This is a genomic window from Microcystis sp. BLCC-F210 (assembly GCF_042134685.1).
Classification (GTDB): Bacteria; Cyanobacteriota; Cyanobacteriia; order Cyanobacteriales; family Microcystaceae; genus Microcystis; species Microcystis aeruginosa_D.
Genome location: NZ_CP169647.1, coordinates 2,386,866 through 2,411,884 on the forward strand (window position 1 = coordinate 2,386,866; position 25,019 = coordinate 2,411,884).

Sequence of the window (25,019 nt, forward strand, 5' to 3'; positions counted from 1 at the left end):
CCTCTAGGGTAAAACTAATCAGTTGCCGTCGATTAACCCTGTTTATTCTAACCTAAAGCACCGGAGAATTCATCTCCTGATCTAGCCTAGCAATTAGCGATCGCACTTGACCAAGGCAAGTATCTAGGCAAAATTAATTACAGATATCACCAGTCAGTTAACAATAAGAATTGCCGCCAATTGAAATTTTTTAAGATCACCGCCATAATTAGCCATTGCTAATAGTAATTCGCGGCAAACGATGCTTAAAACCGCAGAGAATCTCCCAGGATATCGTACCTAAATCCCGCGCCCAATCGTCGGCGGTGATGCACTGTGGACCGTCTTTACCGATAAGTGTGACGATTTCCCCTGTTTTTACCTCTGGAATCTCGCTCACATCAATCATTAACTGATCCATGGTTATCGCGCCGATTTGGGGTACTAAACGTCCTCTCAGGGATACTTTTAAACGATTGGAGAGATTGCGGGGAATTCCATCGGCGTAACCGATACCGACCACAGCAATACGGGTGTCTTTTGCCGCTATGTACTGATGACCATAACTCACTCCCGAGCCGGCGGCAATGGTTTTGACTTGGGCAATGCGTGCTTTTACTTGCAGCACCGGTTGTAAAGGAACTTTATCGGTGAGATGATCGGCAGGATAAAGACCGTAGAGAGCTAATCCCACTCTAACTCGATCGTAGTGCAGAGATCGATCGCTTAGGGTAGCGGCAGAGTTGGCTAAATGCAGACAGGGGGGATGATAACCTTTTGATCTTAACTCGGCGATCGCTTGTTGGAATCTTTGCCGTTGTAACTGCATGATCTCGGGATTGGGATCGTCAGCCGTGGCAAAATGCGAGTATATACTGGCAATTTTCAGGTTAGGAGCCTCTAAAACCTGTTCGACGAATTTGGTGCCGTTGTGCCATGGTGTACCTAAGCGAGACATTCCCGTATCTAGTTTGATATGAACCGGCAGCCGCTGCTCTAAGCGTCTCATAACGGCGGCAAAAATCTGCACCTGTTCGATTTGTACCAGGGTGGGTTGCAATTGCCAATGGGCTAAGGCTGCCACTTCTTCCGGGGTATTGACTGCCCCTAAAATCATAATTGGGGCAACGATTCCCGCTTCCCGTAGTTCGATACCTTCCCCGATAGTTGCGATGGCTAAAGACTGCGCTCCAGCTTCTAAAACGCTGTTAGCCACCTTAACTGCCCCGTGTCCGTAAGCATCGGCTTTAATTACCGCCATTAATTCCGTTTTTGGGGCTAATAAGGCCTTGACTTTTCGCACGTTTTGTTGTAAGGCCGAGCGATCAATCTCTACCCAAGCACGATAGCGAATTACTTCCGACAATTGATAATCATGACGGTTTTTGGGCGGATTGATGATTTTTGGTTCGATGCTAAACGTCACTCGCTCACTCCTTTGCACACATTACCCAATTTATACCAAAAGAAAACCGAGAGGGCTAGGAAAGAAGCCAGAAACTCCTCTGGATTTCCTCCTTATTTCCCTGCGGAATCTGGGTTTTAAGATGAATGGGATGTTAGGAAGTTCCCGAAAAAATTGGCAGTTAGGGTTATAAAGGCTAGAAACTAAGTACCTAAAAGCTTTTAGCTTAACCAATTAGGTTTTAGATTCGATCGAGTGACAAGAAACTGGCGAAGTTTTCACCTAACACTATCTCAGTGGTTGGACAGAAGTGAAGTTAACTATAGGGTAAGGAATGCCAAAAAGCCTAGACTAAGATAAAATTATTATATCCAACCAGATGCAGTACAGGAGTTTACCAAATGTCTAACGAAACTGTTACTTATTCCCTAGAAGCTGTCCTAACAAGGATTGAGGGGAAGATTGACTCGCTTGAGAAGCGGGTTAACGAAAGATTTGACAAGGTAGAAGATCGGTTAACCAAAGTAGAAATAGGATTAACCGATCTCAAAGGGGATATTAAAGTGTTAGACGAGAAAATCGAAGGCATCGACAATCGGCTAATATCAGTGGAAGGAACCCAAAAAAATCAGGTCTGGACATTAATCATCCTTTTGGGGAGTGCCATTATTACGGCCGGATGGAAAGTATTTTTTTCCAGTAATATCTGAGTTGTCTAATCCTCAACACAACTACAGTTAACCGCTCCTGAAAGAAAATTTTCTTAAAGCCTAGACTAAGATAAAATTATATCCAAGCCAGATGCAGTATAGGAGTTTACCAAATGTCTAACGAAACTGTTACTTATTCCCTTGATGTCGTCCTCAAAGAAATTAAAGACAGTATCAAGGAAGTTAGCCAGAAATTCGATAAGATTGATGAACGGTTTGATCGATTAGATAATCGCTTAACAAAACTTGAGATAGGACAAGCAGATATCAAAGGGGATATTAAAGTTTTAGACGAGAAAATCGAAGGCATCGACAATCGGCTAAAATCAGTGGAAGGAACCCAAAAAAATCAGGTCTGGACATTGATTATCCTTTTGGGAAGTGCCATTATTACGGCCGCTTGGAAAGTATTTTTTTCCAGTAATATCTGAGTTGTCTAATTCTCAACAAAACTATAGTTAAACCAACACAAAAAGATAAAAACTTCTTTCTGGTTGACCAGATTTTTTAATTGCTTATTTACCAATACAAAAGCGGCTAAAAATGCGATCAAGTACCGATTCAGTCACTTCTTCGCCGGTAATTTCTCCTAAAGCTTGAATGGCAGTACGCAGATCGATCGACCAAAAATCAAAAGGCAAATCTTGGTCAATTGTGTTTTTGACCTGTTGCAAAGCAATTTTCGCCCTAGTTAAAGCGGCCGTCTGTCGTTGATTAATGGCCAAATCCAAATTAGCCGCCTGTATTTCTTGATTTTGGACAGCATTAATAATAGTTTTTTCTAACTCTTCAATACCCTGATTTTGGGCGGCGGAAAGCTTGACAACTCGCTCAATTTCTGCTGGATAAATTACCGTTTCGGGATGAGCTAAATCAATTTTATTAATCACTAAAATTAATCGGCGATCGCTGACAGAGCGATAAATTTCCTCGTCCTCCTCGGTCCATCCTGACTCTGCGGAGACGGTTAAGAGAACTAAATCAGCAGACCGGGCCGTTTGACGGGAACGTTCCACCCCAATTTGTTCAACTCGATCGCTGGCCGAGCGAATTCCTGCCGTATCGAGGACTTGTACGGGGATTCCCGCCACAACTAGCTGAGATTCGACGATATCGCGGGTAGTGCCAGGTAAATCGGTGACAATCGCTCGATCGCTCCGACTCCAAGCATTTAACAAACTGGATTTACCCACATTCGGCCGTCCCACGATCGCCACTTTCAGGCCACTACGCAGCAATTCCCCGCGCTCGGCAGTAGCTAAAATTAAATTTACTTGACAAAAAACCTGTTCTATGCTATGGAGAACCGCCTCGTGATCCAAGGGCGGTAAATCCTCTTCAAAGTCAATACGGGCCTCAATTTCAGCCAAAATATCGAGACAGGTGGCGCGCAAATGGCGGATCGGTTGAGCGAGTTTCCCCTGTAAACCAGCGAGGGCAAATTGTGCCGCTTGGGGAGAACGCGCCCCAACGAGATCGACGACGCTTTCGGCTTGAGTTAGGTCAATTCTGCCGTTAAGAAAGGCACGCAGGCTAAATTCCCCCGCTTGGGCCAAACGCGCCCCATTTTCTAGACATAACTGTAACACCTGTTGTACGGGCATAATGCCGCCATGACAGTGAAATTCCACCACATCCTCGCGGGTGAAAGAGCGGGGCGCTAACATGAGCAACAGCAAAGCTTCATCGATAATTGCCTGACTTTGGGGGTGCCGGATATAACCGTAGAGAAGACGATGACTTTGCCATTTTTGACGATTGCGGGTATAAAAAAGCCGACGAGCGATCGCCACTGCCTCACTACCGGATAAACGGACAATACCGATACTACCCTGTTCCGGAACGATCGCCGTAGCGATAGCGGCGATCGTATCCCCTGTGTTTAACATCTCTTCATCACTCCTTGCTAAAATTGAAGTCGGTATCAATTTTGTCAGCATTTATGCCCGAAAATATGCGCTCACGGTCATTAAAAGCGAGAAAAAGCCGCAAATATTCGAGTAATCGCTTACTGCGATTTTTGCGCTATTGGTATATTCGCTTAATGCGATTACAAGGACATCCTAGGGAAATTGCCAGGGGTTTTGCCTTGGGAGTTTTTTCGGGATTTTTCCCGTGGATGGGCCTTCAAATCATCATCGCTATCTTTTTAGCCACCCTATTTCGTGCCAACAAAATTGCCGCTGCTGCCGGTACTTATATCAGCAATCCCGTGACCGATCTGCCGATTTTCCTGTTTAATTATAGATTAGGAGAGTTTATTCTTGGTCAAAGCGGGCGATCGAATGTGGGTGATATTTTTCAAACTAATCAAAGCTTCACCGAAAAGTTAGCTAGTTCTGGTGGCCAATTTCTTTTGACCCTGTTTTTTGGTTGCTTACTATCAGCGACGGTATTTGCTACTATAACCTATTTTGTTAGCTATCGCCTAGTTCATCAACGGTATCACCGGCGACAAACAGGGAGAAAACGCTGATAAATTGTCACCGTTCAGGGGGGGACGAAATCTGGTAATCTAAGGGGCATGGATGAGAAGCACCTACGGTTGATACCAGTAATTGGCGCAGAGGATTGGGAAGAGAACAAGCATCTTGATAAGCTTCCTCTGCACGATTTAAACGATACCTAATTAGTTGAGCGTGAGGGGAATTTTTACTCATAGCATAATAGCTTCTTTGTTAACTGATTGCCAGAAAGGAGTAGTTTGTAATAAGGGATGTTCCCATTGATTTTTGCTGCGAACAATGGTACAAATAACTTCTTCTGTTTCCCATTCGATTTCATAAATTTGACGACGGATTTGAGATGTGCGAGTAGGGTTAGTGATCCCATCAACTAATACTAATATATCCCAATCAGAGTCTGGTTGAGCATCATTCCGCGCCCGTGAACCATAAAGAAATATTTGCGCTTGAGGTTCGATCGCTTGTACTGCTTGTTTAATTTTATTGAGTAATAGTTGTTTTTCCATGATTTTTTATGACCTTTTTTGTACTGCACAACAATATTAACAATATAATCCATCCCATAATCCCATAATAAGTCTAAACTGTTATTTGATTGAATTAATACTATGATTGTGTTGTATTCAGCAAGTCTTCATCAATGATCAATTATAGTCCATCCCATAATCCCATAAATCACAGTTAAGACGATGGATGTTGCTGTTGTCGCATCATTTGTAAACTTTTCCGAATTTGAACAATAGTAGAGTGATTTTTCCTAATAGTCGTTGACTCCATTTTATAGTAGTTCTATTTTTTAAAAAAGAATAATAAAACCTTCTTGGGTAAAGTGCTTGTCATGGGTAAGCACTTCAAAAATATCCATTTGTTGCATAATTATCATTGATATGCAGTCTGTAATACTATAACCTTTGTCTGACCGTTGTTTATATAATTCAAAACCTAATTGACGTAATTCTGGTGTATAGGAAATAACTTGTATTGTTTTTTCCCGTAGCATTTGCGTACACATTAAGAGTGCTTTCTGTCTCATAATAGTTCCTCTACATGAAGCATAGTTCAGTATCTCATCAATAATGCCATCCGTTGTTATTAGTTGATCATTGATACAATTATGAGCATAGTTGAGTGCGATTTGATGCCAGTCATCTTTGGGGTTGAGTAAAGCGATCCAATAAAAGGTGTCGGCAAAAATTTGCTTCATGGTTAATGTTTAGGAGTACCGTAGATGTAATGATCATGTTGCTCTGCACTATCGGTTGGTAAGGTATCTAAAACTTCTTGAGGAATATCAGCAGTGAGTTCTTCGATAAATCGCGCGAAAGGTTTAGATTGTTCTTGCGATCGATGATGTTTGATTTTGGCTAACAATAAAAAGTCAAAAACTTCTTCTATTACCTCATCGGATACTGTTTCAATTTCATGAATTAGTTGTTCTTTAATGGTCATAATTTTACCTTTGTAAGTTCTTCAACTATAGCCTATATCAGTTATCAGTGATTAATTCAATTATAGTCCATCCCATAATCCCATCAATCACAGTTAAGACGATGGATGTTGCTGTTGTCGCAGCGTTTGTAAGTTTTCCCGAATCTTAACAGTATTAGGATGATTCTCCCCTAAAGCTTGCTCGGCAATTGCTAAAGCTTGTATTAAGAGTGGTTCAGCTTCTTCGTATCTTCCTTGAGATTGGTAGAGTTTTGCTAAATTATTAAGATTTTCAGTGACATTGGGATAGTTATCGCCTTCAAAAATTTCTGGACAGTATTTTTTTTGATTTGCCAGAAATTCCTGTGAGGTAACTTCAGTAAAATCTTGGTGGATAATATTGCGAAATTCTTTAGGATATGGCATGGTTAATTTTCTCCTTCTATTTAATTAACTCTTCATACTCATCATGAGAACCAATCCAAAACCAGTAATAATCTTCACCTTTTTTCAATGCTAAAGCTCTATAATTCTCAGTTATTCGGACTGACCAAACATTTTTCCCTACTTTCTTGAAATGTAATGATCGATGGAAAACATTACTAATCCAGAGACGATAGGCTTTTTTTGCCTGTTGCTTAATGTAGGGAGGTAAGTTGGCATAACATTGCCAAAAATCAGGAGTTGTTAAGGATTTCATCTAAAGGCTTAACTTGATTGTTACTGATATCATTGTTGACTTTTTGTAATAGTCGATCGAGTTTCCCTGATTCGAGATCGTTTTTTATCTGTTTGTCCCAACTATCATCAAGATAGTCTTGTAACCAAGCTGATAATTGATGGATTTCTTCGTCAGGCAACTGGAGAATTGCGGATTCAATATCTTTGAGTGTAGTCATGATTGTTTGGTTGATTGAAGGTGATTGTATTATTTTATATTGTTGTATTATCGGATGGGTTAATAACCCATCCTACGGGAGCGACTCTAAGTTTTCCCGAATCCTAACAGTATTAGGATGATTCTCCCCTAAACCTTGCTCGGCAATTGCTAATGATTGTAAATAGAGGGGTTCTGCTTCTGTGTACCTGCCTAAAAATAGTACAAATGCACCAAATTGTTGAGGGAAAGTGTCACATCAGGATGATTGTCTTCTAAGAGTCGTTTTTTCAATTCTAATGCTTGTGGAGAGAGAGGTTATGAAATAAATTTAAAGAAGTCTTTGTTTTGCAGAAACAGGTGGATATTTAGCAATTTCTATTAATAATTGTCGCTCTTGTAAGCGTTCTTTGTTATTGAAATCTAAAATTCTAGCTGTCACGTTACCAATATCAGTAATGGGTTGGATAAAAGCTTCTTTAAGTTGAAAATGTTCTTTCCACAAGTCTCGACGCGGGTTAAAAAAACGGACAAGTTCTCCAGTTTCCCAATTAATTGAGCCTAAATCTGTACCTTTTTGTAAATTGCAAAAAATACAGGCGTAGCACAAATTATCAGCCGAAGTTGCTCCCCCATGTTTAAAACTAATGATATGATCCACCTGACAGCCAGATACCCTATCAGAAGCAGAAATTAAGCAATATTCACAGAGAAAATCGGCACGTTCAGCAACTAATTTTCGCAATTCTAAATTAATGTAAGGTCGAGCCATTTTAGTTAGCTCCATTGAGATATTGGTGAGCTTTTGCTTTTGCTAGGGTCATAATATGTTCTAGCATTAAATAAGCATCGAGTTCCTGTTTTTCCTCTTGGGTAAGTTCATTATTTTTAGCGTTATAAATTAGGTCTTCTAGCCGATTTTGAGCGGTATCGGAAAGATGAAAGTTAATCACCGATTGGGGGGTGGTTCCCCTTGCGATTAGTTCAATAATTTCGTTATAGACTTTGATGGTTTGAGTTGTTGTATTCATGATGTTGTTTGAATTGAGTTTGTTTTAATCCTAAACGTTGATAAACCTCGGCGGAGGTCATTCCTTTCTTTCCTGCTTCGCGTCTTTGTTTTATTGCTAATAGGCGTTGTTTCACTTCTTCTTTAAGGGTTTTTCCTTCATCGGGATCACCAAAGTAAGATTCTAAGGTTTCGTCAATTGTGTTTTCAATTAACGCTTTTAATTCTTCGGAGTTCATGTCTTTAATTTGCATAGTTAAATTATCTGCTTTTTGTTATGGTTTATTACATTATAAGTCTAAACTATGATTGGAATGATTGAATGAATGAATACTATGATTGCTGTTGTCGCATCATTTGTAAATTTTTACGAGTCGTTGTTGTCTTTTAATATTCATTATTTACTGCATGGCTCTGTAATGTTTTTGTATTATAACATAATGGATTATTTCGGCTAAAGTAGTGTGTTAGGATTCTGGCTGTAGTTTTTTGTCAGAAATTTGGGAAAGCATTGAGAAGTAATTTGTAATAGCTATTTGCGTATTGGTATGGTTTGTATCGAAAGTTTGATTAGTGATAGTAATTGCTTTTCGATAAAGAGGTTCTGCTTCTTCGTATCTTCCTTGACTACGATAAAGTTCTGCCAGATTGTTGAGGCTTATTGCAATGTCAGGATGATTTACTCCTAATAAATTCTCTCTGATAGATAGAGATCGCTGATAGAGAGGTTCCGCCTCTTCATATTTCCCTTGGGCATAATAAAATGCAGCGATATTGTTGAGGCTTATTGCAATGTCAGGATGATTTATCCCTAATAAATTCTCTTTGATGGATAGAGATCGCTGATAAAGAGGTTCCGCTTCTTCGTATTTCCCTTGAAATACATAAAGTGCTGCCAGATTGTTGAGATTAGTGGCAACGTGGGGATGATTTTCTCCTAATTGTTTTTCCAAAATTATAAGAGATCTTATATAAAGAGATTCTGCTTCTTCGTGTTTCTCTTGGCTATAGTAAAGTTCAGCTAAATTGTTGAGGCTAATAGCAACAGAAGGATGCTCTGATCCTAATTGATTTTCACTAATAGCTAGTGATCGCTGATAAAGGAGTTCTGCTTCTTTGTATTTCTCTTGGTCACTGTAAAGTACTGCCAGATTATTAAGCGCAGTGGCTAAGGTAGAATGTGCATTGCCTATTCGTTGTTCTATTTGGTTAGGACATTGCTCAAAATAGGGACTTGCTTCACGATAGAGTCCTTGACCTTTATAAAAGCGACCCAAACCAACAAAAGGCCAAATTAAATCCTCATCATCCAGCCATTCGATTAAGTTATCGGTGGCAACCTTGATGTGTTCAATAGAAGGTTCAAAAATAGCAATATTTTCTAAAGTTGGTGTTTCAGGAATGATTTGAGAAATTTCAATCATTATCTTAACAAAGGCTCGTTTTAGTTGGTCTGCCTCGGTTTCTTGCTTAACTTTAACTAAAGTCTGTTGCATCATTATCACCTTATTTTTGTCAGTTAATTAGGAGATTCATTATTCATTATCTGCTGCTCTTTGTTCTTTTAGTGTCTTCAAACCATCTAGAACTTTTTGAGTATTGGGATGATTTTCGCCTACTGTTGCCATCAAAATCGCTAAGGCTCTTTGGTAGAAAGGTTCAGCTTCGTTGTATCGTCCTTGTGCTTGGTAAAGTTTTGCTAAATTATTGAGACTTTGAGCAACGTCAGGATGATTCTCTCCTAATTGTTTTTCCCTGATAGTCAGTGATCGCAGATAGAGAGGCTCCGCTTCTTCATATTTCCCTTGAAATACATAAAGTGCTGCCAGATTGTTGAGATTAGTGGCAACGTGGGGATGATTTTCTCCTAATTGTTTTTCCCAGATAGCAAGAGATCGCAGATAGAGAGGTTTGGCTTCTTCGTATTTCCCTTGAAAATTATAAAGTGATGCCAGAATGTTGAGACTAGAAGCAAAATAAGGATGCTCTTCCCCTAAAGCTTTTTTATCAATTTCAAGGCATCTCAAAAGTAGAGGTTCGGCTTCGTTGTATTTCCCTTGTAATTCATAAAGTCCCGCTAAATTGCTGAGAATAGTGGCAACATTAGGATGATCGGCTCCTAATTTCTGTTCTAAGAGCGAGAGCGATTGTTGTAAGAGGGGTTCGGCCTCACTGTATTTCTCTTGGGATTTGTAAAGTGATCCGAGATTATTAAGAGCATTGGCAACGTAAGGATGGTCAACTCCCAGTTGCTTCTCCCTAATCGAAAGCGATCGCACCAAGAGAGGTTCAGCCTCGTTGTACTTACCTTGGGATTTATAAAGGCTTGCTAGACCATTGAGACTGATGGCAAGTCTGGGATGATCAGCTTCCAGTTGCTTCTCCTGAATCGAGATCGCGCATAAATAAAAGGGTTCGGCTTCGTTGTATTTACCTTGGAAATAATAAAGTGCTGCCAAGTTATTGAGAGTTTCAGCAACGTAAGGATCGTCAGTTCCCAGTTGCTTCTCTTGAATCGAGAGTGCGCGCAAATAAAGGGGTTCGGCTTCGCTGTATTTACCTTGAGATTCGTAAACTAATGCCAGACTGTTGAGAGTGTTAGCAACATCAAGATGGTCAGTTCCCAGTTGCTTCTCCCTAATCGAAAGCGATCGCACCAAAAGAGGTTCCGCTTCTGAATATTTCCCTTGAGATTCATAAAGGGAACCCAAATTATTAAGAGCACTGGTAACGGTGGGATGTTCATTGCCTAAACGCTGTTCAGTGATAGTTAAACACTGTTCAAGATAGGGAATTGCCTCTTTATAGAGTCCTTGTTCTCTATAAAATTTACTTAAACCATTAAAAGGCCAAAATAAATCTTCATCTTCTAGCCATTGATTTAAATCCTCTGTTGTAATTTTGAGGTGTTCAATTAACGGTTTAAATCTTGCAAGATCTTCTAATGTTAAGTCTTGTTTAATTTCTTGGGCAACTTCTGCCGTTACCTTAACAAAAGCTCGTTTCAGTTGATCAGCGTCAGTTTCTTGCTTAACTTTAACTAATGTTTGTGACATCTTCTTCTCCTTCTAATTTGCCTCTAAAAAATTCTCGAATTAAAGAATGTAAACGATAAGTCTGTAGATCAATATTTTGGCAGAGATGAAAACGGAGCAGTTTTGCCCTAGCCAATTCTAATTCATCAAGATCAAACTCGCCCTTTTCAGGATACATTAAATAATATTTTTGCTCAACTCGTTCTGCTAACTCCCAAGGAATCGGTGCATTAGCAAACAAACTTAATAACTTGCCCAAATGTTGACTCAACTCGTCCAACAAATCCCAACTCAAATTAAAAGCAGATTCCACCCCTAACTTAGCCGTAGAAGTTCGAGTTTCTTCCTCAATTTCTAGAGCCTTATGTTTGAGAGTTTGACGTTTTTTCGCTTTTTCCTGTAAACGAAATAATAAAGTAGATAGAGATAAATCTGGAACTGCATTCAAATAACGCCCCACTAACTCTAATCCTAACGGCAAAAACTCTAACCAGCGACAAAGTGTTTCCGCGATTTCTGGCTCTTTACCGATGCGTTCCTTGCCAATAATAGATTCTAATAACTCTAACGCATTTTCCAAACTCAAAACTTCTAAAGGGATTGTTTGAATTGGAGAACCAAACTTTAACCGCGTAGTCATCAAGACCTTAAAACGTGAATCTTTCGGCGGTAGGTAGGGTTCAATCATAGGATAATTGACCACATCATCCAAAATAATCAACACATTTCCTGATCGCCAATTACGCCAGCAAAAAGAAACCTGATCCTCAATTTTATCTATCCAATCAGGAATTTTAAGCTCGATTTTTGCCTGAGCAAAACTAACAATTTGAATACCAATATTGACATCTCTTGCAAACACCCAACATAAGCCACCCTGATAATCTTCTTGATGCAAATCAGCATACTGAATCGCCAGTTCTGTCTTCCCGACACCTCCCATCCCTGCGATCGCAGAAATCGCCACCACCTTATTTTGCTGTAACTGGTTATGTAGGGTAAGAAGTTCATCTTCCCGACCCACAAACTTAGTCACACCACTACGGGGAATATTCTCAGGAATACCTACAGGTTGCAATGACTTCAATAAATCCTCTAAAGCTTCTCGCAAAACCTCTTGTAAAGTCTCCCGATTAACATCATTTAAGTGAATCCCAATATTGGCAATTCCCCCCGTTACCAAGGTTTGAAACCCCTTTGCATCTCCTTTGTTAATCTGAACTAACCGACGATCATCTTGAATTGCCTCAGTTAATTGTGAATTAGCATCAATGTTGGTTTTGACCAACGCTACCAATCGAGCGAGATCCGCTTGGGGATTATCTTGCAGGATTTCCGCCGTCAATTGGCAAAGTTCAGAAATTAGGTCAGTCATTGACAATAAGCCTCGATTTAAGTTTTAGGTTGTTGACCTTGGTTAATGTGAATCTCTCCAATATAGGCAGTTCCCCCCTCAACTTTTGTCTGCCAACCTTTAGCATTATCAGAGATATTTTGAATCATACTACTGTTATCCTGAATTTTACCCGCTTGGATTGTCTGCGCTAAAACTTTTAACTCTTTCGCAAAAGCAGGATCTTCATCTAAAATCACATCCAAATTTTTAGTCAAGGTTTCAACGGCTGTACTATCACCCCTCTCAACCTTAGCCAATGCTTCATCAACTTTAGGAGATTTTCCTGTTAAGCGAGTTTTGATTTTTTCCCATAAAATGGGAATCTTAGCCAAAGCTTCAGCCGTAAACCGTTTCGCTAAATCCCCCGTCCCAGACTTCACAAACTCTTGTACTGCTAAGGTGATCAGTAAACCTGCTGTTAATGGCTCAGTCATTTTTAAATTTTCCTCTAATAGTAATTCAAATTGGGTTTGAGACTCTAAACGTTTGGAGAAAAATAAAATCTCTAAATTTTCAATCTCTCCACTCTCATGGCTCTCTTGGATTTGGTGGGTAAAATGTATTCTAAGATAAATTTCTCCTAGCGAAGGGGTGGAACGAAAGCTAAACCTACCAAACTTGGGGCGTAAACTCCGCATCATTTAAAATTATTACATTTTCCCCTGACTGCACCAACACAAATAAACCCTGACGACAAGCGTAACTCGCCACCTCATTGGGAACAATCATCGCTGCAACTGCTCCCAAAGCTTTTACATCTCGAAAACGAGGCATTAACCGCTTAAACTTGGCCAAACGTTGTAAATGCTCGTCCACATCCCTTTGAGTTAACTTACTTTTGACCTCCACTAAAATGGCATCGGTATCATTCACTACTAATAGATCAATTTCTAAACCCTCATTATCCCGTTTTACCGAAATACCGGGGTGAAACTCATGCACATCAATACCCCGCTCCTGAAATAGACGCACCACCGCAGGACGTACTTGCCACTCGACAAACTCTCCTAAACGATTGCCCAACTCCCCAATCTGCTGACTAACTCTGTTAATTTGCTTATCTGTTTCCTTGATTTGTTGATCCGTTTCTTTTTGAGCTTGGGATAACTCTTGTTGGGATTGGGATAACTCTTGTTGGGATTGGGATAACTCTTGTTGGGATTGGGATAACTCTTGTTGGGATTGGGATAACTCTTGTTGGGATTGGGCCAATTCCTTTAGTATTTCCCAAATGTCTTCAATAGTAGCTGTCATAATGAATTTCTCTCAAGTTAAAGTGATGTAGCCGATACTCAAGGGATTTAGTATAATTTTAGCGTTGATTATTGGCAGGAATGGAATCGGCTCTCTTGGATTTGGTGGGTAAAATTTATTCTAAGATACATTCCTCCTAGGGAGGGAGTGGAACGAACCACAAAGACACAAAGTACACAAAGATCAACCATAATGTAAGTTAAACTAATCGCACAGAACCTATAAGATTTCGAGAAAAAGCTAAACCTACCAAACCTGGGGCGTAAACTCCGCATCATTTAAAATTATTACATTTTCCCCTGACTGCACCAACACAAATAAACCCTGACGACAAGCGTAACTCGCCACCTCATTGGGAACAATCATCGCTGCAACTGCTCCCAAAGCTTTTACATCTCGAAAACGAGGCATTAACCGCTTAAACTTGGCCAAACGTTGTAAATGCTCATCCACATCTCTTTGAGTTAACTTACTTTTGACTTCCACTAAAATGGCATCCGTATCATTTACTACTAATAGATCAATTTCTAAACCCTCATTATCCCGTTTTACCGAAATACCGGGGTGAAACTCATGCACATCAATGCCCCGCTCTTGAAAAAGACGCACCACCGCAGGACGTACTTGCCACTCGACAAACTCTCCTAAACGATTGCCCAACTCCCCAATCTGCTGACTAACCCTGTTAATTTGCTTATCTGTTTCCTTGATTTGTTGATCCGTTTCTTTTTGAGCTTGGGATAACTCTTGTTGGGATTGGGATAACTCTTGTTGGGATTGGGATAACTCTTGTTGGGATTGGGCCAATTCCTTTAGTATTTCCCAAATGTCTTCAATAGTAGCTGTCATAATGAATTTTCTCAAGTTAAAGTGATGTAGCCGATACTCAAGGGATTTAGTATAATTTTAGCGTTGATTATTGGCAGGAATGGAATCGGCTCTCTTGGATTTGGTGGGTAAAATTTATTCTAAGATACATTCCTCCTAGGGAGGGAGTGGAACGAACCACAAAGACACAAAGTACACAAAGATCAACCATAATGTAAGTTAAACTAATCGCACAGAACCTATAAGATTTCGAGAAAAAGCTAAACCTACCAAACCTGGGGCGTAAACTCCGCATCATTTAAAATTATTACATTTTCCCCTGACTGCACCAACACAAATAAACCCTGACGACAAGCGTAACTCGCCACCTCATTGGGAACAATCATCGCTGCAACTGCTCCCAAAGCTTTTACATCTCGAAAACGAGGCATTAACCGCTTAAACTTGGCCAAACGTTGTAAATGCTCGTCCACATCTCTTTGAGTTAACTTACTTTTGACTTCCACTAAAATGGCATCGGTATCATTTACTACTAATAGATCAATTTCTAAACCCTCATTATCCCGTTTTACCGAAATGTCAGGGTGAAACTCATGGACATCAATACCCCGCTCCTGAAACAGACGCACCACCGCAGGACGTACTTGCCACTCGACAAACTCTCCTAAACGATTGCCCAACTCCCCAATCTGCTGACTAACTCTGTTAATTTGTTTATCTGTTTCTTTTTGAGCTTGGGATAACTCTTGTTGAGCTTGGGATAACTCTTGTTGGGATTGGGATAACTCTTGTTGGGATTGGGCCAATTCCTTTAGTATTTCCCGAATGTCTTCAATAGTAGCTGTCATAATGAATTTTCTCAAGTTAAAATGAAATTTTCTCTATTATAGCCCGATCGCTTTTTCTCCCTTGAAGTAATACTAAATCCGTTGAGTAACGCACAGAAAACGGGTTTCTCCGAGAAACCCGTTTTCTACTCATGCACTCATGCAAAACGGAGAATAAATAATCAGTTTTTAATAACTGGATTTAGTATAACCGTTCAGGAGGGGACAAAATCTAGTAATCTAAAAAGACGGAGAAAAGAGCCGCTACTGTGAGAGAGTAGTATCCGTGGCTCTCTCTGCTACCCCAAGAGAGTCCTTCCACGGAGTCAATGCCACTGGCGGCTTGACATCCCCGCCCTGAACAGTTACAATGGAACTGTACGCCTTATGTAAGTTAGAAGCTGGAATGGTGTAAACTCCTTCGATAGATTATCTCTCTAGTCGGAGTGTTGGACTCAAACACTTGATCCCTATTAGGTTGTTTTAGGTCGTGTCAAGTGTGCTACTTTATTAGGTTTCTTACAGGAAATTTTAAAGGTTTGAGCCTTCGGTAAATCTTTCTAGGTAGCCTAGTTATCTTATGTCAAAAATAGCTTGAGCGATTTTTTCAGGGGATTTTCCTAGTCTAAAGTAATATTCTCTGAATGTTTATCATGTTACAAATTAAGTGATTTTTACTCATTACAATGGCAAAAAATCAAGCCGAATCTATGTCTGATCAGAATCATCAGCAGCCAGATATGGGTGCGAAGAAAACAACGCAGGCTAGAATAGAACATCAGGATAATAATCAAATAAAAACGGGAATTGATCCTAAAATTGATGCGGAAAAAACGTTTAAATATTCGGAGCCAACAGGAAGATTAGGGGAGATAATCCTGCGCTTAATGCCTGTGGGTCTTTTGCTTGGAGGACTGAGTTATTGGGCGATAGTTGGCAAGATTCCGACTCCTATTCAAGGACGAGCGGTCATTTTGATTCCTCGTTCTATTGTTAATATCGAACCCCGTCAAGGTGGGCGGGTGTTAACCCTCCTGATTCAACCCGGAGATTCTGTCAAAAAAGGGCAATTACTGGCAACTTTAGAGTTTCCTGAATTGGAAACAGAATTAAGGGATAAAAAGGATAGACTAGCAGATCTCAAGCAGCAGGATAAAAGAGTTGACTCTATTGAAGTCAGTCGTCGTCAATTGAATGCAGCCTCAATAGAGCGCCAGCAAAAGGCCAATCAGCTTCAGATTAAAGCACTTCAAGTTCAATTAGCCAGTAATCAAAAACAGCGAGAAGCCTATCTCTCCCATGCTCGATATCTTAAAAATTTCCAGAACTCAACGGATGAAAGACTGGCCGCCTACGATAAACTTATCGAAGAAGGAGCCGTAGCCAAGCTAGATTTTCCCTCCTATTTATTTCAGTTCAATAATCTAGAGGCTTCTAATAGTATCAATCGCGTCCAAATAGAACTCGATCGCCTTAAGGGGGTTGATGAAAGCCTGCGAGCGCAGATGAACGCATTGACAGCCCAGAATAATATACTAAACACAGAAAAACGGCAAATAGACCTGCAAGATACAGCCAGTGATATTCTTCGTTACAATGCGATCGCTGACCAGCAACGAGAGATTAATACCTTAAAAACCACCATTCAAGCCAACAAAAATGTAGTGAGTCTGTACAACGGCCAGATTTTAGACTTATCTGTTAATCCGGGGGAAGTTCTGGCTCCGGGGGGACGCATAGGTACGTTAGAAGTCTCTAATCTAAAGGCCAAGACCAACGTGGTAGCTTTGTTTAAGAGCGGTGATGCCAAACGATTAGAACCGGGCCAGGAAGTAGAAGTCGTTCCCGATCTCTATGATCGCGAACGCTATGGGGGTATCGTCGCTAAGGTCGTTTCCGTCGATCAGCAGCCGGTAACTGTGGCAGAACTGGCAAATATAGTGGGAAGTAATGAACTGGCCAGCAAGCTGTTTCTGGGTAGGGATGAAGACGATCGCGATAAGCCTATACCCGTGAATGCAAGTGTTATCAAAGCCACTTTAGCGCTGAAGGTCGATCGGAATACACCGAGTGGTTTTTACTGGACTCAAGCTAAGGGAGCGCCCCAAAGAATTACCAACGGGACCACCGCAGATGTCCATGCTGTGGTAGAAGAGCGTTCTTTAGTGAGTTACATAACCCCTGCTTTTCGCTGGGTTACAGGGGTGTACGACCGTTAACCACAATCTTGCGAGCGTAAGTAGCTGAAAGAAACAACGACTAGAATAAACGGTTAAACCTAATATGGAAAATCCGAAAAGACGTTCTCAATGGTGGACTTGGTGGTTTAAGTGGTGGATTATTGCCGCAGCCTTTGTCTTAGTCATCTTGATCCATAGTGAGCCTCCTCAGCTTTGGTTTTGGTTGGTGACATTTTTGGCACTGATTTTATATGGGATTGAGCGAGCGATTAATGGGTAAATAGACATCTCTAAAAAAGATTTTTGATCGGCCTGTAGTAAGAGCTTTAGCCCTTATTTTCACAGTTATTGGAGAAGTCTATTGATCAGGGGATTTTGGATTGGGGGATTGTCTGTTGGGTTCGGTGTTTCAGGAGAAACCTCCTACCCCCTGTCTCATTTTCAAGCCGCTTGTCACCCCATCAGGCGATCTGGCGTAGCGAGCGCGTTGCGACCGCAAGTAGCTTAAAGAAACAACGACTGGACTAGAATAAACGGTTAGGGACTGGCGTAGAAATAAATAATATCCCAGCCAGAAAATCGCTCCGTAGAAAAACCAGACCAGCCAGATGGCACATTATCAAAGCGCAAGTCCCTAACATCTCGAAGGCTCTCCCCCTACTTAGGGTGATCAGCAAACCTGAGCGATCGGAGGGCGCAAGCATTGCGCCCCTACAGTAACGGATTTTGTCCACAATGTAGGGGCGAACTGCGTTCGCCCAAAAGGTACATTATCAAAGCGCAAGTCCCTTGATGGTGGACTTGGTGGTTTAAGGGGTGGATTATCGCCGCAGCCTTTGTCTTAGGAATCTTGATCCATAGTCAGCCTCCTCAGTTTCTAAAGGCGATCGCTATTACCGTGAGTTTGCCCTACACCGTCCAATCTTCGGTTATTAATCTCGGAATTTTACTGAAGTCGCCAGTATTTCGGGTAAGTAATACCAAGTTGTTAGAAATGGCGATCGCAGCAATTCTCAAGTCCATTGTAGATACACGAACTTTCTGACTTCGCATCTCGTCAAATATGGCGATCACCTTAGCATCAAATGGTAAAACTGGAGCCTTTGCAAAACTGTTGAGAGTTTCTAACAACAGCGTATATCCACGAGCGATATCAGTATTTGTTTGGGCGCGATTGATAAAGCTATGAGCGCCTATTACTTGCTCATGAAAACTAATAACTGATAAAGCAAAGTCAGAGAGCGAATGTTGTGACATCCGCAAAGTTAATCGAATAAACTCTGAATTGGAACGGCGCTGTAGAAAGCTGATGTGGTCGGTATCGAGCAAATATTTCACGATTATTTGTCAGCGTCATCATTAGGTTTGTCTGACTGTCGAAATGCACGTCCATACTCTAGAGCTTCAAGAAAAGCTGAGTCATCAGAGATTGAACCTATGAGTTTATCAAGCCAATTGTCGGAGCTAGACTGACTTTCAAATTTATGTTGAAGATCAAAAACTACTTGCTCAAGGGTTATCAAGCGCTGCTCAAGTGTTGCTGTGTCTAGCATGGGCTTCTCCCAGATTGAAAGTTATTACTCTGTAGTCTAACTAAAAAATTGTATCTGTGTCCAAGTCAATGTCAATATAAACAAAAATAAGGTGTGTTGTAATTCACTAATGCAGCCAACAAGATAGGCGATCTCGCGTAGCGAGCGCGTTGCGACCGCACCAACAATCTATTTTTGGTTCAGCAATTCTCATTTTGAAATAAATAGAGCATTAACCCCGATTTTGGCAGGGAAAATATAGTACAAAGCAACTATTTTCTAGAAGAGGCGAACAATAAAAAAAACAATTGGCTAGACAAATTAAGTATAAATACTCAAGCAATCAAAGAGGTTGGCTGAGAACGAACGGGGTTAAATCAGGAAGATAGTTCTGTTTTTAGAATAAGTAGTCGTGCAAAATTAATTTCCTAGTAAAGATAGGCAAAAGGCAAGAGGCAAAAGGCAAGAGGGGGTTAGATATGTGTAATTAATTTTGCTTAGGTACTTAGAGAATTCAAGGGAAATAAAAATTTATAATTATTGTCAGCTAAGGTAAAATGGGTGAGATAGAAATCCACCAGCACGTCAAATTATTCCAAGATGGCTCAAAAAGCGGCAACCCTAGAAATTTCGGAATTAATGCAATTTTTACATCAAGAATTAGATGATTTACCCGATGAGAGGAAACCTGGAAATAATAGAAAATATGAGATAAAAGATGCCGTGATGGCTGCATTTTCAGTCTTTTTTACTCAGTCGCCGTCTTTTTTAGACCATCAACGTTTAATGAAAAGCAATAAGGGAAAAGATAATGCTGAAAGTTTATTTTCAATTAAAAAAATTCCTGGGGATAATCAAATAAGAAATTTGCTAGATCCAGTGCCAGCATCTAATATCTCTAGGACTTTTCAAAAAGTCTATGAATGGTTAAAAGAAAAGGGAGTTTTGAAAAAGTTTCTCTACTTAGATGGAGAAATATTAGTGGCGTTAGATGGCACAGAATATTTCTCATCCAAGAAAATTAATTGCCCTCATTGTAACTGTCGTAATCATCGAAATGGAACTACAACTTATTTTCATGGCTGTGTCACACCGATAGTAGTTTCTCCTAAGCAAAAACAAGTAATTAATTTAGAGCCAGAATTCATTAAAAAACAAGATGGACATCAAAAACAAGACTGTGAAAATGCGGCCGTTAAAAGATGGTTAAATAGGAATCATAAAAATAAGTATGGTTATCCTGTAACTCTTTTAGGAGACGACTTATATTCTCACGAACCTGTTTGTGAATTAGCGATAAAACAAGGTTATAATTTTATTTTTGTTTGTTTGGAAACGTCGCATAAAACTTTATATGAATGGCTAGAATTTTTAGAAAAAAGTGGCGAAGTTAGGACCGTTGAAAAGAAACAATGGGATGGACGAAAAAATCTAATTTATCGTTATCGTTATGCTTCTAGAGTTCCCTTAAGAGAGGGGGACTCAAGTCTCGAAGTTAATTGGTGTGAAGTGACTGTTATCAATGAAAAAACCCAGAAAACTATCTACCAAAATAATTGGATAACTAATCATAAAATCACGGAAAATAATGTCGAAGAAATTGTCAAAGCTGGACGTAGCAGATGGAAAGTTGAAAATGAAGGCAATAACGTTCTTAAAAATCACGGTTATAATTTAGAGCATAACTTTGGTCACGGTCAGAATCATTTGTGCGAGTTCTTATTGTCTTTAAATTTACTAGCTTTTTTATTTCATACCGTGTTGGATTTAGTTAATTACACCTATCAAAAGATTCGTGAGCTATTAGTAACTAGGACTTCTTTCTTTAATGATATTCGTACCCTATTAAAATTTATTTGGTTTAAGAATTGGTCGGAATTTTTCTCATTTATTCTAACCGAATATGTCCCATTTAAAAAAGTAAATTCTAGTTGAAAATGTCAGAACTCTTGAAGGAGAAAAAGAAAATTGTTTATAAAAAAACTAAAAATTTTGTTAGAATTTCATCCAGATTTATGAGTTGAAATCGATTTTTCGTGGACAAAGTTCTTAAAACCTGTATATCTCCAGCGTTGGATGATAATTATCTGTCAAAAAATAATGCTTCTACACAAGTTCTCTATTTAAATAAGAGAATTTTATCTGATTTTTTTCAAAATGAGAATTGCTGTTTTTGGTTTTGGTTGGTGACGTTTTTGGCACAGATTTTATATGGGATTGAGCGAGCGATTAATGGGTAAAATGAGTAAGTCGAAAAAGGATATAGAGATACCTTGGACAGTAAAAACGGGCTAATGATCAGACAGGGATTGAAATTTTCCTTGGGTGCTGCTCTCTTAACGAGTTTCTTTTGGCACCGAGGAAATGTATTAGACAACTTTGTCTATCCCGTCTTTGGCTATGTATCTGTACTGATTGAGCCATCCATGGGAGGTGCGATCGCCGCAGGTTTGGGGCGTTTGGGGGGAAGTGCTTTGGGGGGAATCATTGCGGCTATCCTGGTGAACGCCTACGGAATCCAAGGCTCAAGTTTTTTTGTCATTCCCTCTCTCACCTACATTTTAGCCGCCCTGATCTGTGAAACTTACCGATGGCAAGCCGCTTATTCCCAAGCCACACTACTGGGCGCTTTAATTGCCATGAGAGTGGTAGGAACATCAGCACAACAAAATATCTGGCTCTATTTGCGATCGCGCCTGATCGATAACTGGATCGGAATCGCTGTGGGAATTGCTGTGGCCTTACTATTTTGGCCCCAGAATACTCGATCCGATCTCAACCGGAACTTGATGGGAATCCTTCAAGATATACCGCGCTTGTTCCAAAAAATCCTCGATCGCTACTTAAAAACTGATGGCGACGAGCGGGATTATCCTCTTTCTATTGAGCAGAACGAGCTTAACTTATTCAATCAGATTAAAAAATCAACACAAACTAGCCTTTCAATGCTCACAAAAGCAACCCATGAATTCGGTAGTGAGATATTGGTGGCAGAAAATTGGAGTGAAATCTTGGCAATTCAGAACCAATTGACTCGACAATTAGCTGATCTGATGGCTTTTAAGGGCGAAAAGCATGAACAAAATTTAGTGCGTCACTTCAGGGCGGAATTAAACCAATTGGCGATTCATCTTACCGACAGCTTTGATAGCTTGAGGGATCTGAGTAACGGCCAAAAAATCTTAGCTACCCCTTACCTGACAGAATTAGAAGAAGATTTAGCGAATATTGGGGGTAAACTTGATCATCTCCGAACAAGTGGAGAGATTGACCGGTATGATGTTCAAGAATCACTACAGTTTTATCAATTTATTCAACTTGTATCTCGATTTATCCAACAATGCGAGGGATTAGGAGGCAGGATAATCGATAAAACCAAAGTAGCTGCAACTTTCAGGCGAAGACACCTGATTACCTTTCCCAAATGGGCCCCTATACCCCTAAAACGCCTGAGAGAAATTGTCAGTCTTGGCGTGGTTATTGGTTTGTTACTGGCTATTATTCGTCACATCGAGTTTCCCTATCCTTCTGCTTACGAAAAAGTGGCAGATATTGTGATCATAGGTGCAGTGGTCACTGTCATTCAACCGACAAGGGGGCGAGCGATCGCAATCGGTTGGGCGGCTACTGTTTCCTTGAGTTTGACGATTCTCTGTATTTACCTGTTGGTCAAGTCCTTTGGTTATAATCCTTTTAGTAGCAGTCTGGCTTATTTTTTCGCCTACTTTAGTTGTGCTTGGCTGGGGTTTACGCCCATCGCTCGCATCGGTGCGATTGTAGCAGCCGATGCCATCGGGAAGGATATTTTTCCTTTTTTCGAGCAAGGAATTTGGGCTGCACTGATTTCAGTTCCCGTAGGTGCGTTTCTGGGGGTGTTGCTGACCACTGTATTTATGACAAAATCGGCTACAAATCAACTGGAAACAGATTTTTCTGTGACTTTTAAGAAAATGGGACAGCTATATCAAAAACTGCTGACAGGCTATTTTCAGGATAGGATACCACCGTCAGATATCGCCCAACTGAAGCAGGCAATCACAGTGGCGATCGCCCAACATCCAGCCTCGGTTAAGATTGCCAGTCTCGAACAAATTTCCACAGTTTTAGCAACCAAACACCAAAATTTTTGGAATTTTTCTATCGGCTACGAACAAAAACTCTGGGCTCAATTGGATGCTTTACAAGATGGGCTACAGCAACCGCTTCCTGAACCGATACGACAAAAGTTTTTACCTGAATTACAAGCGATCGCACAACAGACCGCGATCGCTTTTGATGAAATGGCTGAGGCGATCGCTTCCCAGGTCATTCTCAACCCACCAAAGTTAGGATTGCTCATCCAAGAAATTGAATCTCTTGAGAAGCAGTTACTGAGCTTGCGGGTTGAAAGTCGAAGTTATCCCTTAAATGAGCTAATCGCCTTTAGCTCGGCTTTTATGACGATGAAAGCCATTGCCAGCAACTTAAATCAAATGAGTCAAGACTTACCTGCCTACACCCAATAGGTAATAGGCAAATATTATCAGCCTGAAGGATTTCTGCTCTCAGGGCTGTATATTCAGTAGAGTGTAGAGTGTAGGGTGCGTTAGGCGGCTATCAATTTAGTCAAAAAACCAAAATTAATAATTCGCCGTAACGCACCCTACAAGATCAGCGATCGCACTTCCTCTACTAACGTTAAAGGCAAGATTGAGAAACATCTCTCCCTTGCCTTACGAACTTAGATTGGGTTACAAGAACCCTAGAGATTTAGCGATTGCAATGAGTGCAGCGATAGCCTGTAAGAAGGGTAAAAAACGCCTAATAACTAATCTAAATCTTCGATAATAAGATCGAGAAGTTTTATCTAGACGCTTGATACTCACCTTTAGCCTTTGGCAAAAAGACTGAAGTGACTGGTTTGATTTGCGCTGCCCGTTGCCGTTGAGCTTACTTCCCTTTAACACTGTCTTCCTCCGGATCGAGTGAACCGGCATTGCTCTCCCTTTGCAGGAAAGATAACAGTGGAGATCAGGGACTAAGGATTAACCCGATTGCCCACACAGCGGACTATCTTTCGATAGTCGTGTTAGTCTGCCGTCTTAGTCCCATCAACTCGGAAAGGTGTGGTGTACCCCTTGTAGACAAAGGATAGTTTCTTAATTATAGCGGATCGAATCAAGCCCGCAATTACAGTTTGCCAGTACCTCCGTTCCTGAATCTAACTCAATATCTCGTGTTCTTGAGCATAGCGCCAGACTACGCGATCGCTACTTTCCATCGACAATCTAACCTCTCTAAAGGTGACAAATTGGACAGACTGAAACTCAAGTTAACCGCGTTTTGCCAATATACCAAGAAAAATCAGCTTCAATCAATGTGCATGGTGCGTTCCCCAAAATCTATTGGTGGAACAGTAGGACTTGCATTAGGGAACGCACCCTACGGCTACAAGGGAAAGTGTAGCTTCACGGCGCAAATTCACAACTCCGCGTATCATGAATTCTTATTTAAGCTCCGCGAACCAAAGTGATACACGGCACGGTGTCCAATCCGAATTCCAAAAGGCTGGGCATCAGGGTTACGCTCAAATAGCCGATTGGTTGCAGCTACGACCGTTTCATCAACCTCAAAATCTCCGGTTTCGATGTCGATCGCGATAATTTTACCCTCATTACCCGCTTCGACTTGCTGCCGAATGCCAGACTCGTAGAGTTCTTTCCCCCGACGAGCCATCTCCTCTTTGCTGTAACGCCTTTGCCGAACTGTCATAGCCTTGCCCCATTGACTGCCTTCTCCATTTTAACCCAGCAATTCTCATTTTGAAACGATTTTGCGTTGTTTCAGCGATCTAGAGATTCGTTAAGAATTATTAACCCCTCTAGGTGCAAGGGTTTTAATGTCATGAAACCTTAAAATGAGAACTGCTGAGACGTTTACGCAATCACTGCGAGATTTCTAATTGATACTGGACATGATGTGGTTCTTGTTGCTCAGCTTGAACTCATGAGTTTCTCTCCTATGTCTGTTCAATAAGTTTTTGCGGCTGTCTAACGGTGAAGTGCAGCGGCGGCAGATAACCTCTAACTCAGCACCAGCAGCTTTCGTCCGCTGC

Annotated in this window: 27 protein-coding genes and 2 pseudogenes; 7 read left to right on the top strand and 22 right to left on the bottom strand. The window is 40.7% G+C overall.

Features of this window, described 5'->3' with window-relative positions:
- Positions 1-208: 208 nt before the first annotated feature.
- Positions 209-1,405, bottom strand: a complete 1,197-nt coding sequence (gene alr, locus ACE3JL_RS11455; RefSeq protein ID WP_375329515.1) for an alanine racemase — start codon at positions 1,403-1,405, stop codon at positions 209-211.
- Between the two features lie 380 nt (positions 1,406-1,785).
- Here alr and ACE3JL_RS11460 point away from each other — a divergent pair, with 380 nt between their 5' ends.
- Both ACE3JL_RS11460 and ACE3JL_RS11465 read left to right on the top strand, forming a co-directional pair.
- Entirely contained in the window at positions 1,786-2,094 is a 309-nt protein-coding gene (locus ACE3JL_RS11460) for a polyhydroxyalkanoate biosynthesis repressor PhaR (protein ID WP_375329516.1), read from the top strand.
- A 113-nt stretch (positions 2,095-2,207) separates the two neighbouring features.
- Positions 2,208-2,525: a DUF4164 family protein gene (locus ACE3JL_RS11465; RefSeq protein ID WP_079209767.1), complete on the top strand. Its 318-nt coding sequence runs from the start codon at positions 2,208-2,210 to the stop codon at positions 2,523-2,525.
- Positions 2,526-2,609: 84 nt separating this feature from the next.
- Here the strand turns inward: ACE3JL_RS11465 and mnmE are convergent, their stop codons facing one another.
- The gene (mnmE, locus tag ACE3JL_RS11470) at positions 2,610-3,983 is read right to left on the bottom strand and encodes a tRNA uridine-5-carboxymethylaminomethyl(34) synthesis GTPase MnmE (protein WP_375329517.1); all 1,374 of its coding nucleotides are present in this window, start codon (positions 3,981-3,983) and stop codon (positions 2,610-2,612) included.
- A 53-nt stretch (positions 3,984-4,036) separates the two neighbouring features.
- Here mnmE and ACE3JL_RS11475 point away from each other — a divergent pair, with 53 nt between their 5' ends.
- Positions 4,037-4,570: a DUF2062 domain-containing protein gene (locus tag ACE3JL_RS11475; protein ID WP_375329518.1), complete on the top strand. Its 534-nt coding sequence runs from the start codon at positions 4,037-4,039 to the stop codon at positions 4,568-4,570.
- A gap of 180 nt (positions 4,571-4,750) precedes the next feature.
- Here ACE3JL_RS11475 and ACE3JL_RS11480 read toward each other — a convergent pair whose 3' ends face one another.
- From ACE3JL_RS11480 to ACE3JL_RS11560, 17 genes and pseudogenes are all read right to left on the bottom strand, one after another.
- Positions 4,751-5,065, bottom strand: coding sequence for a nucleotidyltransferase domain-containing protein (locus tag ACE3JL_RS11480; RefSeq protein ID WP_024971013.1), 315 nt, complete (start codon positions 5,063-5,065; stop codon positions 4,751-4,753).
- Between the two features lie 290 nt (positions 5,066-5,355).
- On the bottom strand, positions 5,356-5,763 hold the full coding sequence (locus tag ACE3JL_RS11485) for a type II toxin-antitoxin system VapC family toxin (RefSeq protein WP_008197333.1): 408 nt from the start codon (positions 5,761-5,763) through the stop codon (positions 5,356-5,358).
- Positions 5,764-5,765: 2 nt separating this feature from the next.
- Positions 5,766-6,008 carry a hypothetical protein gene (locus tag ACE3JL_RS11490; RefSeq protein ID WP_002735297.1) on the bottom strand — a complete coding sequence of 81 codons (243 nt, stop codon included), beginning with the start codon at positions 6,006-6,008 and terminating at the stop codon, positions 5,766-5,768.
- A 93-nt stretch (positions 6,009-6,101) separates the two neighbouring features.
- Positions 6,102-6,413, bottom strand: a complete 312-nt coding sequence (locus ACE3JL_RS11495; protein ID WP_375329519.1) for a tetratricopeptide repeat protein — start codon at positions 6,411-6,413, stop codon at positions 6,102-6,104.
- A 16-nt stretch (positions 6,414-6,429) separates the two neighbouring features.
- On the bottom strand, positions 6,430-6,687 hold the full coding sequence (locus tag ACE3JL_RS11500) for a hypothetical protein (RefSeq protein ID WP_002737575.1): 258 nt from the start codon (positions 6,685-6,687) through the stop codon (positions 6,430-6,432).
- Complete coding sequence (locus ACE3JL_RS11505; protein ID WP_002736659.1) at positions 6,665-6,886, bottom strand: hypothetical protein; 222 nt, start codon at positions 6,884-6,886, stop codon at positions 6,665-6,667. Before ACE3JL_RS11505 ends, ACE3JL_RS11500 begins: the two co-directional genes overlap by 23 nt.
- Positions 6,887-6,958: 72 nt before the next feature.
- Positions 6,959-7,042: pseudogene (locus ACE3JL_RS11510) on the bottom strand (tetratricopeptide repeat-containing protein); the annotation flags it as partial.
- A 153-nt stretch (positions 7,043-7,195) separates the two neighbouring features.
- Positions 7,196-7,636, bottom strand: coding sequence for an HNH endonuclease (locus tag ACE3JL_RS11515; RefSeq protein WP_185240163.1), 441 nt, complete (start codon positions 7,634-7,636; stop codon positions 7,196-7,198).
- 1 nt (position 7,637) lies between these two features.
- Positions 7,638-7,895 carry a hypothetical protein gene (locus tag ACE3JL_RS11520; RefSeq protein ID WP_072928049.1) on the bottom strand — a complete coding sequence of 86 codons (258 nt, stop codon included), beginning with the start codon at positions 7,893-7,895 and terminating at the stop codon, positions 7,638-7,640.
- Complete coding sequence (locus ACE3JL_RS11525) at positions 7,861-8,112, bottom strand: hypothetical protein (RefSeq protein ID WP_260441947.1); 252 nt, start codon at positions 8,110-8,112, stop codon at positions 7,861-7,863. The genes ACE3JL_RS11520 and ACE3JL_RS11525 overlap by 35 nt, the downstream gene beginning before the upstream one ends.
- Before the next feature lie 228 nt (positions 8,113-8,340).
- Positions 8,341-9,297, bottom strand: a complete 957-nt coding sequence (locus tag ACE3JL_RS11530) for a tetratricopeptide repeat protein (RefSeq protein WP_375329520.1) — start codon at positions 9,295-9,297, stop codon at positions 8,341-8,343.
- A 111-nt stretch (positions 9,298-9,408) separates the two neighbouring features.
- Positions 9,409-10,929 (bottom strand): tetratricopeptide repeat protein, encoded by a 1,521-nt coding sequence (locus ACE3JL_RS11535; RefSeq protein WP_375329521.1) that lies wholly within the window; start codon positions 10,927-10,929, stop codon positions 9,409-9,411.
- Positions 10,910-12,283 carry an NB-ARC domain-containing protein gene (locus ACE3JL_RS11540; RefSeq protein WP_185240167.1) on the bottom strand — a complete coding sequence of 458 codons (1,374 nt, stop codon included), beginning with the start codon at positions 12,281-12,283 and terminating at the stop codon, positions 10,910-10,912. Before ACE3JL_RS11540 ends, ACE3JL_RS11535 begins: the two co-directional genes overlap by 20 nt.
- Before the next feature lie 17 nt (positions 12,284-12,300).
- Entirely contained in the window at positions 12,301-12,945 is a 645-nt protein-coding gene (locus ACE3JL_RS11545) for a hypothetical protein (protein WP_375329668.1), read from the bottom strand.
- Positions 12,914-13,558, bottom strand: a complete 645-nt coding sequence (locus tag ACE3JL_RS11550; protein WP_375329522.1) for a DUF3782 domain-containing protein — start codon at positions 13,556-13,558, stop codon at positions 12,914-12,916. Before ACE3JL_RS11550 ends, ACE3JL_RS11545 begins: the two co-directional genes overlap by 32 nt.
- Positions 13,559-13,804: 246 nt before the next feature.
- Entirely contained in the window at positions 13,805-14,407 is a 603-nt protein-coding gene (locus ACE3JL_RS11555) for a DUF3782 domain-containing protein (protein WP_375329523.1), read from the bottom strand.
- A gap of 245 nt (positions 14,408-14,652) precedes the next feature.
- Positions 14,653-15,234 (bottom strand): DUF3782 domain-containing protein, encoded by a 582-nt coding sequence (locus ACE3JL_RS11560; RefSeq protein WP_375329524.1) that lies wholly within the window; start codon positions 15,232-15,234, stop codon positions 14,653-14,655.
- 665 nt (positions 15,235-15,899) lie between these two features.
- Here ACE3JL_RS11560 and ACE3JL_RS11565 point away from each other — a divergent pair.
- Both ACE3JL_RS11565 and ACE3JL_RS11570 read left to right on the top strand, forming a co-directional pair.
- Positions 15,900-17,432 (top strand): NHLP bacteriocin system secretion protein, encoded by a 1,533-nt coding sequence (locus ACE3JL_RS11565; protein ID WP_375329525.1) that lies wholly within the window; start codon positions 15,900-15,902, stop codon positions 17,430-17,432.
- Positions 17,433-17,496: 64 nt separating this feature from the next.
- Positions 17,497-17,673, top strand: coding sequence for a hypothetical protein (locus tag ACE3JL_RS11570; RefSeq protein WP_002735384.1), 177 nt, complete (start codon positions 17,497-17,499; stop codon positions 17,671-17,673).
- Positions 17,674-18,302: 629 nt separating this feature from the next.
- On the opposite strand, the gene ACE3JL_RS11575 is transcribed toward ACE3JL_RS11570, so the two are convergent.
- Together ACE3JL_RS11575 and ACE3JL_RS11580 are read right to left on the bottom strand one after the other, a co-directional pair.
- Positions 18,303-18,731 (bottom strand): type II toxin-antitoxin system VapC family toxin, encoded by a 429-nt coding sequence (locus ACE3JL_RS11575; RefSeq protein ID WP_375329526.1) that lies wholly within the window; start codon positions 18,729-18,731, stop codon positions 18,303-18,305.
- 2 nt (positions 18,732-18,733) lie between these two features.
- Positions 18,734-18,946: a hypothetical protein gene (locus ACE3JL_RS11580; protein ID WP_002744188.1), complete on the bottom strand. Its 213-nt coding sequence runs from the start codon at positions 18,944-18,946 to the stop codon at positions 18,734-18,736.
- Positions 18,947-19,525: 579 nt separating this feature from the next.
- Between ACE3JL_RS11580 and ACE3JL_RS11585 the strand changes: the two are divergent.
- Together ACE3JL_RS11585 and ACE3JL_RS11590 are read left to right on the top strand one after the other, a co-directional pair.
- A pseudogene (locus tag ACE3JL_RS11585) lies at positions 19,526-20,774 on the top strand (ISNCY family transposase).
- A gap of 445 nt (positions 20,775-21,219) precedes the next feature.
- Positions 21,220-23,430: a hypothetical protein gene (locus tag ACE3JL_RS11590; RefSeq protein ID WP_375329527.1), complete on the top strand. Its 2,211-nt coding sequence runs from the start codon at positions 21,220-21,222 to the stop codon at positions 23,428-23,430.
- Positions 23,431-24,400: 970 nt separating this feature from the next.
- On the opposite strand, the gene ACE3JL_RS11595 is transcribed toward ACE3JL_RS11590, so the two are convergent.
- Complete coding sequence (locus ACE3JL_RS11595; protein ID WP_002753435.1) at positions 24,401-24,676, bottom strand: hypothetical protein; 276 nt, start codon at positions 24,674-24,676, stop codon at positions 24,401-24,403.
- Positions 24,677-25,019: the final 343 nt, after the last annotated feature.

Bases quoted from the DNA above. Each gene is read 5' to 3' on its own strand.
- ACE3JL_RS11570 (WP_002735384.1), top strand. From the start codon at position 17,497: ATGGAAAATCCGAAAAGACGTTCTCAATGGTGGACTTGGTGGTTTAAG.
- ACE3JL_RS11490 (WP_002735297.1), bottom strand. From the start codon at position 6,008: ATGACCATTAAAGAACAACTAATTCATGAAATTGAAACAGTATCCGAT.
- ACE3JL_RS11465 (WP_079209767.1), top strand. From the start codon at position 2,208: ATGTCTAACGAAACTGTTACTTATTCCCTTGATGTCGTCCTCAAAGAA.
- ACE3JL_RS11545 (WP_375329668.1), bottom strand. From the start codon at position 12,945: ATGATGCGGAGTTTACGCCCCAAGTTTGGTAGGTTTAGCTTTCGTTCC.
- ACE3JL_RS11515 (WP_185240163.1), bottom strand. From the start codon at position 7,636: ATGGCTCGACCTTACATTAATTTAGAATTGCGAAAATTAGTTGCTGAA.
- ACE3JL_RS11555 (WP_375329523.1), bottom strand. From the start codon at position 14,407: ATGACAGCTACTATTGAAGACATTTGGGAAATACTAAAGGAATTGGCC.
- ACE3JL_RS11460 (WP_375329516.1), top strand. From the start codon at position 1,786: ATGTCTAACGAAACTGTTACTTATTCCCTAGAAGCTGTCCTAACAAGG.
- ACE3JL_RS11475 (WP_375329518.1), top strand. From the start codon at position 4,037: ATGCCCGAAAATATGCGCTCACGGTCATTAAAAGCGAGAAAAAGCCGC.
- ACE3JL_RS11530 (WP_375329520.1), bottom strand. From the start codon at position 9,297: ATGATTGAAATTTCTCAAATCATTCCTGAAACACCAACTTTAGAAAAT.
- ACE3JL_RS11565 (WP_375329525.1), top strand. From the start codon at position 15,900: ATGGCAAAAAATCAAGCCGAATCTATGTCTGATCAGAATCATCAGCAG.
- ACE3JL_RS11590 (WP_375329527.1), top strand. From the start codon at position 21,220: ATGATCAGACAGGGATTGAAATTTTCCTTGGGTGCTGCTCTCTTAACG.
- ACE3JL_RS11495 (WP_375329519.1), bottom strand. From the start codon at position 6,413: ATGCCATATCCTAAAGAATTTCGCAATATTATCCACCAAGATTTTACT.
- ACE3JL_RS11480 (WP_024971013.1), bottom strand. From the start codon at position 5,065: ATGGAAAAACAACTATTACTCAATAAAATTAAACAAGCAGTACAAGCG.
- ACE3JL_RS11505 (WP_002736659.1), bottom strand. From the start codon at position 6,886: ATGACTACACTCAAAGATATTGAATCCGCAATTCTCCAGTTGCCTGAC.
- ACE3JL_RS11550 (WP_375329522.1), bottom strand. From the start codon at position 13,558: ATGACAGCTACTATTGAAGACATTTGGGAAATACTAAAGGAATTGGCC.
- mnmE (WP_375329517.1), bottom strand. From the start codon at position 3,983: ATGTTAAACACAGGGGATACGATCGCCGCTATCGCTACGGCGATCGTT.
- ACE3JL_RS11485 (WP_008197333.1), bottom strand. From the start codon at position 5,763: ATGAAGCAAATTTTTGCCGACACCTTTTATTGGATCGCTTTACTCAAC.
- ACE3JL_RS11525 (WP_260441947.1), bottom strand. From the start codon at position 8,112: ATGAACTCCGAAGAATTAAAAGCGTTAATTGAAAACACAATTGACGAA.
- ACE3JL_RS11540 (WP_185240167.1), bottom strand. From the start codon at position 12,283: ATGACTGACCTAATTTCTGAACTTTGCCAATTGACGGCGGAAATCCTG.
- ACE3JL_RS11580 (WP_002744188.1), bottom strand. From the start codon at position 18,946: ATGCTAGACACAGCAACACTTGAGCAGCGCTTGATAACCCTTGAGCAA.
- ACE3JL_RS11535 (WP_375329521.1), bottom strand. From the start codon at position 10,929: ATGTCACAAACATTAGTTAAAGTTAAGCAAGAAACTGACGCTGATCAA.
- ACE3JL_RS11595 (WP_002753435.1), bottom strand. From the start codon at position 24,676: ATGACAGTTCGGCAAAGGCGTTACAGCAAAGAGGAGATGGCTCGTCGG.
- ACE3JL_RS11500 (WP_002737575.1), bottom strand. From the start codon at position 6,687: ATGAAATCCTTAACAACTCCTGATTTTTGGCAATGTTATGCCAACTTA.
- ACE3JL_RS11560 (WP_375329524.1), bottom strand. From the start codon at position 15,234: ATGACAGCTACTATTGAAGACATTCGGGAAATACTAAAGGAATTGGCC.
- ACE3JL_RS11520 (WP_072928049.1), bottom strand. From the start codon at position 7,895: ATGAATACAACAACTCAAACCATCAAAGTCTATAACGAAATTATTGAA.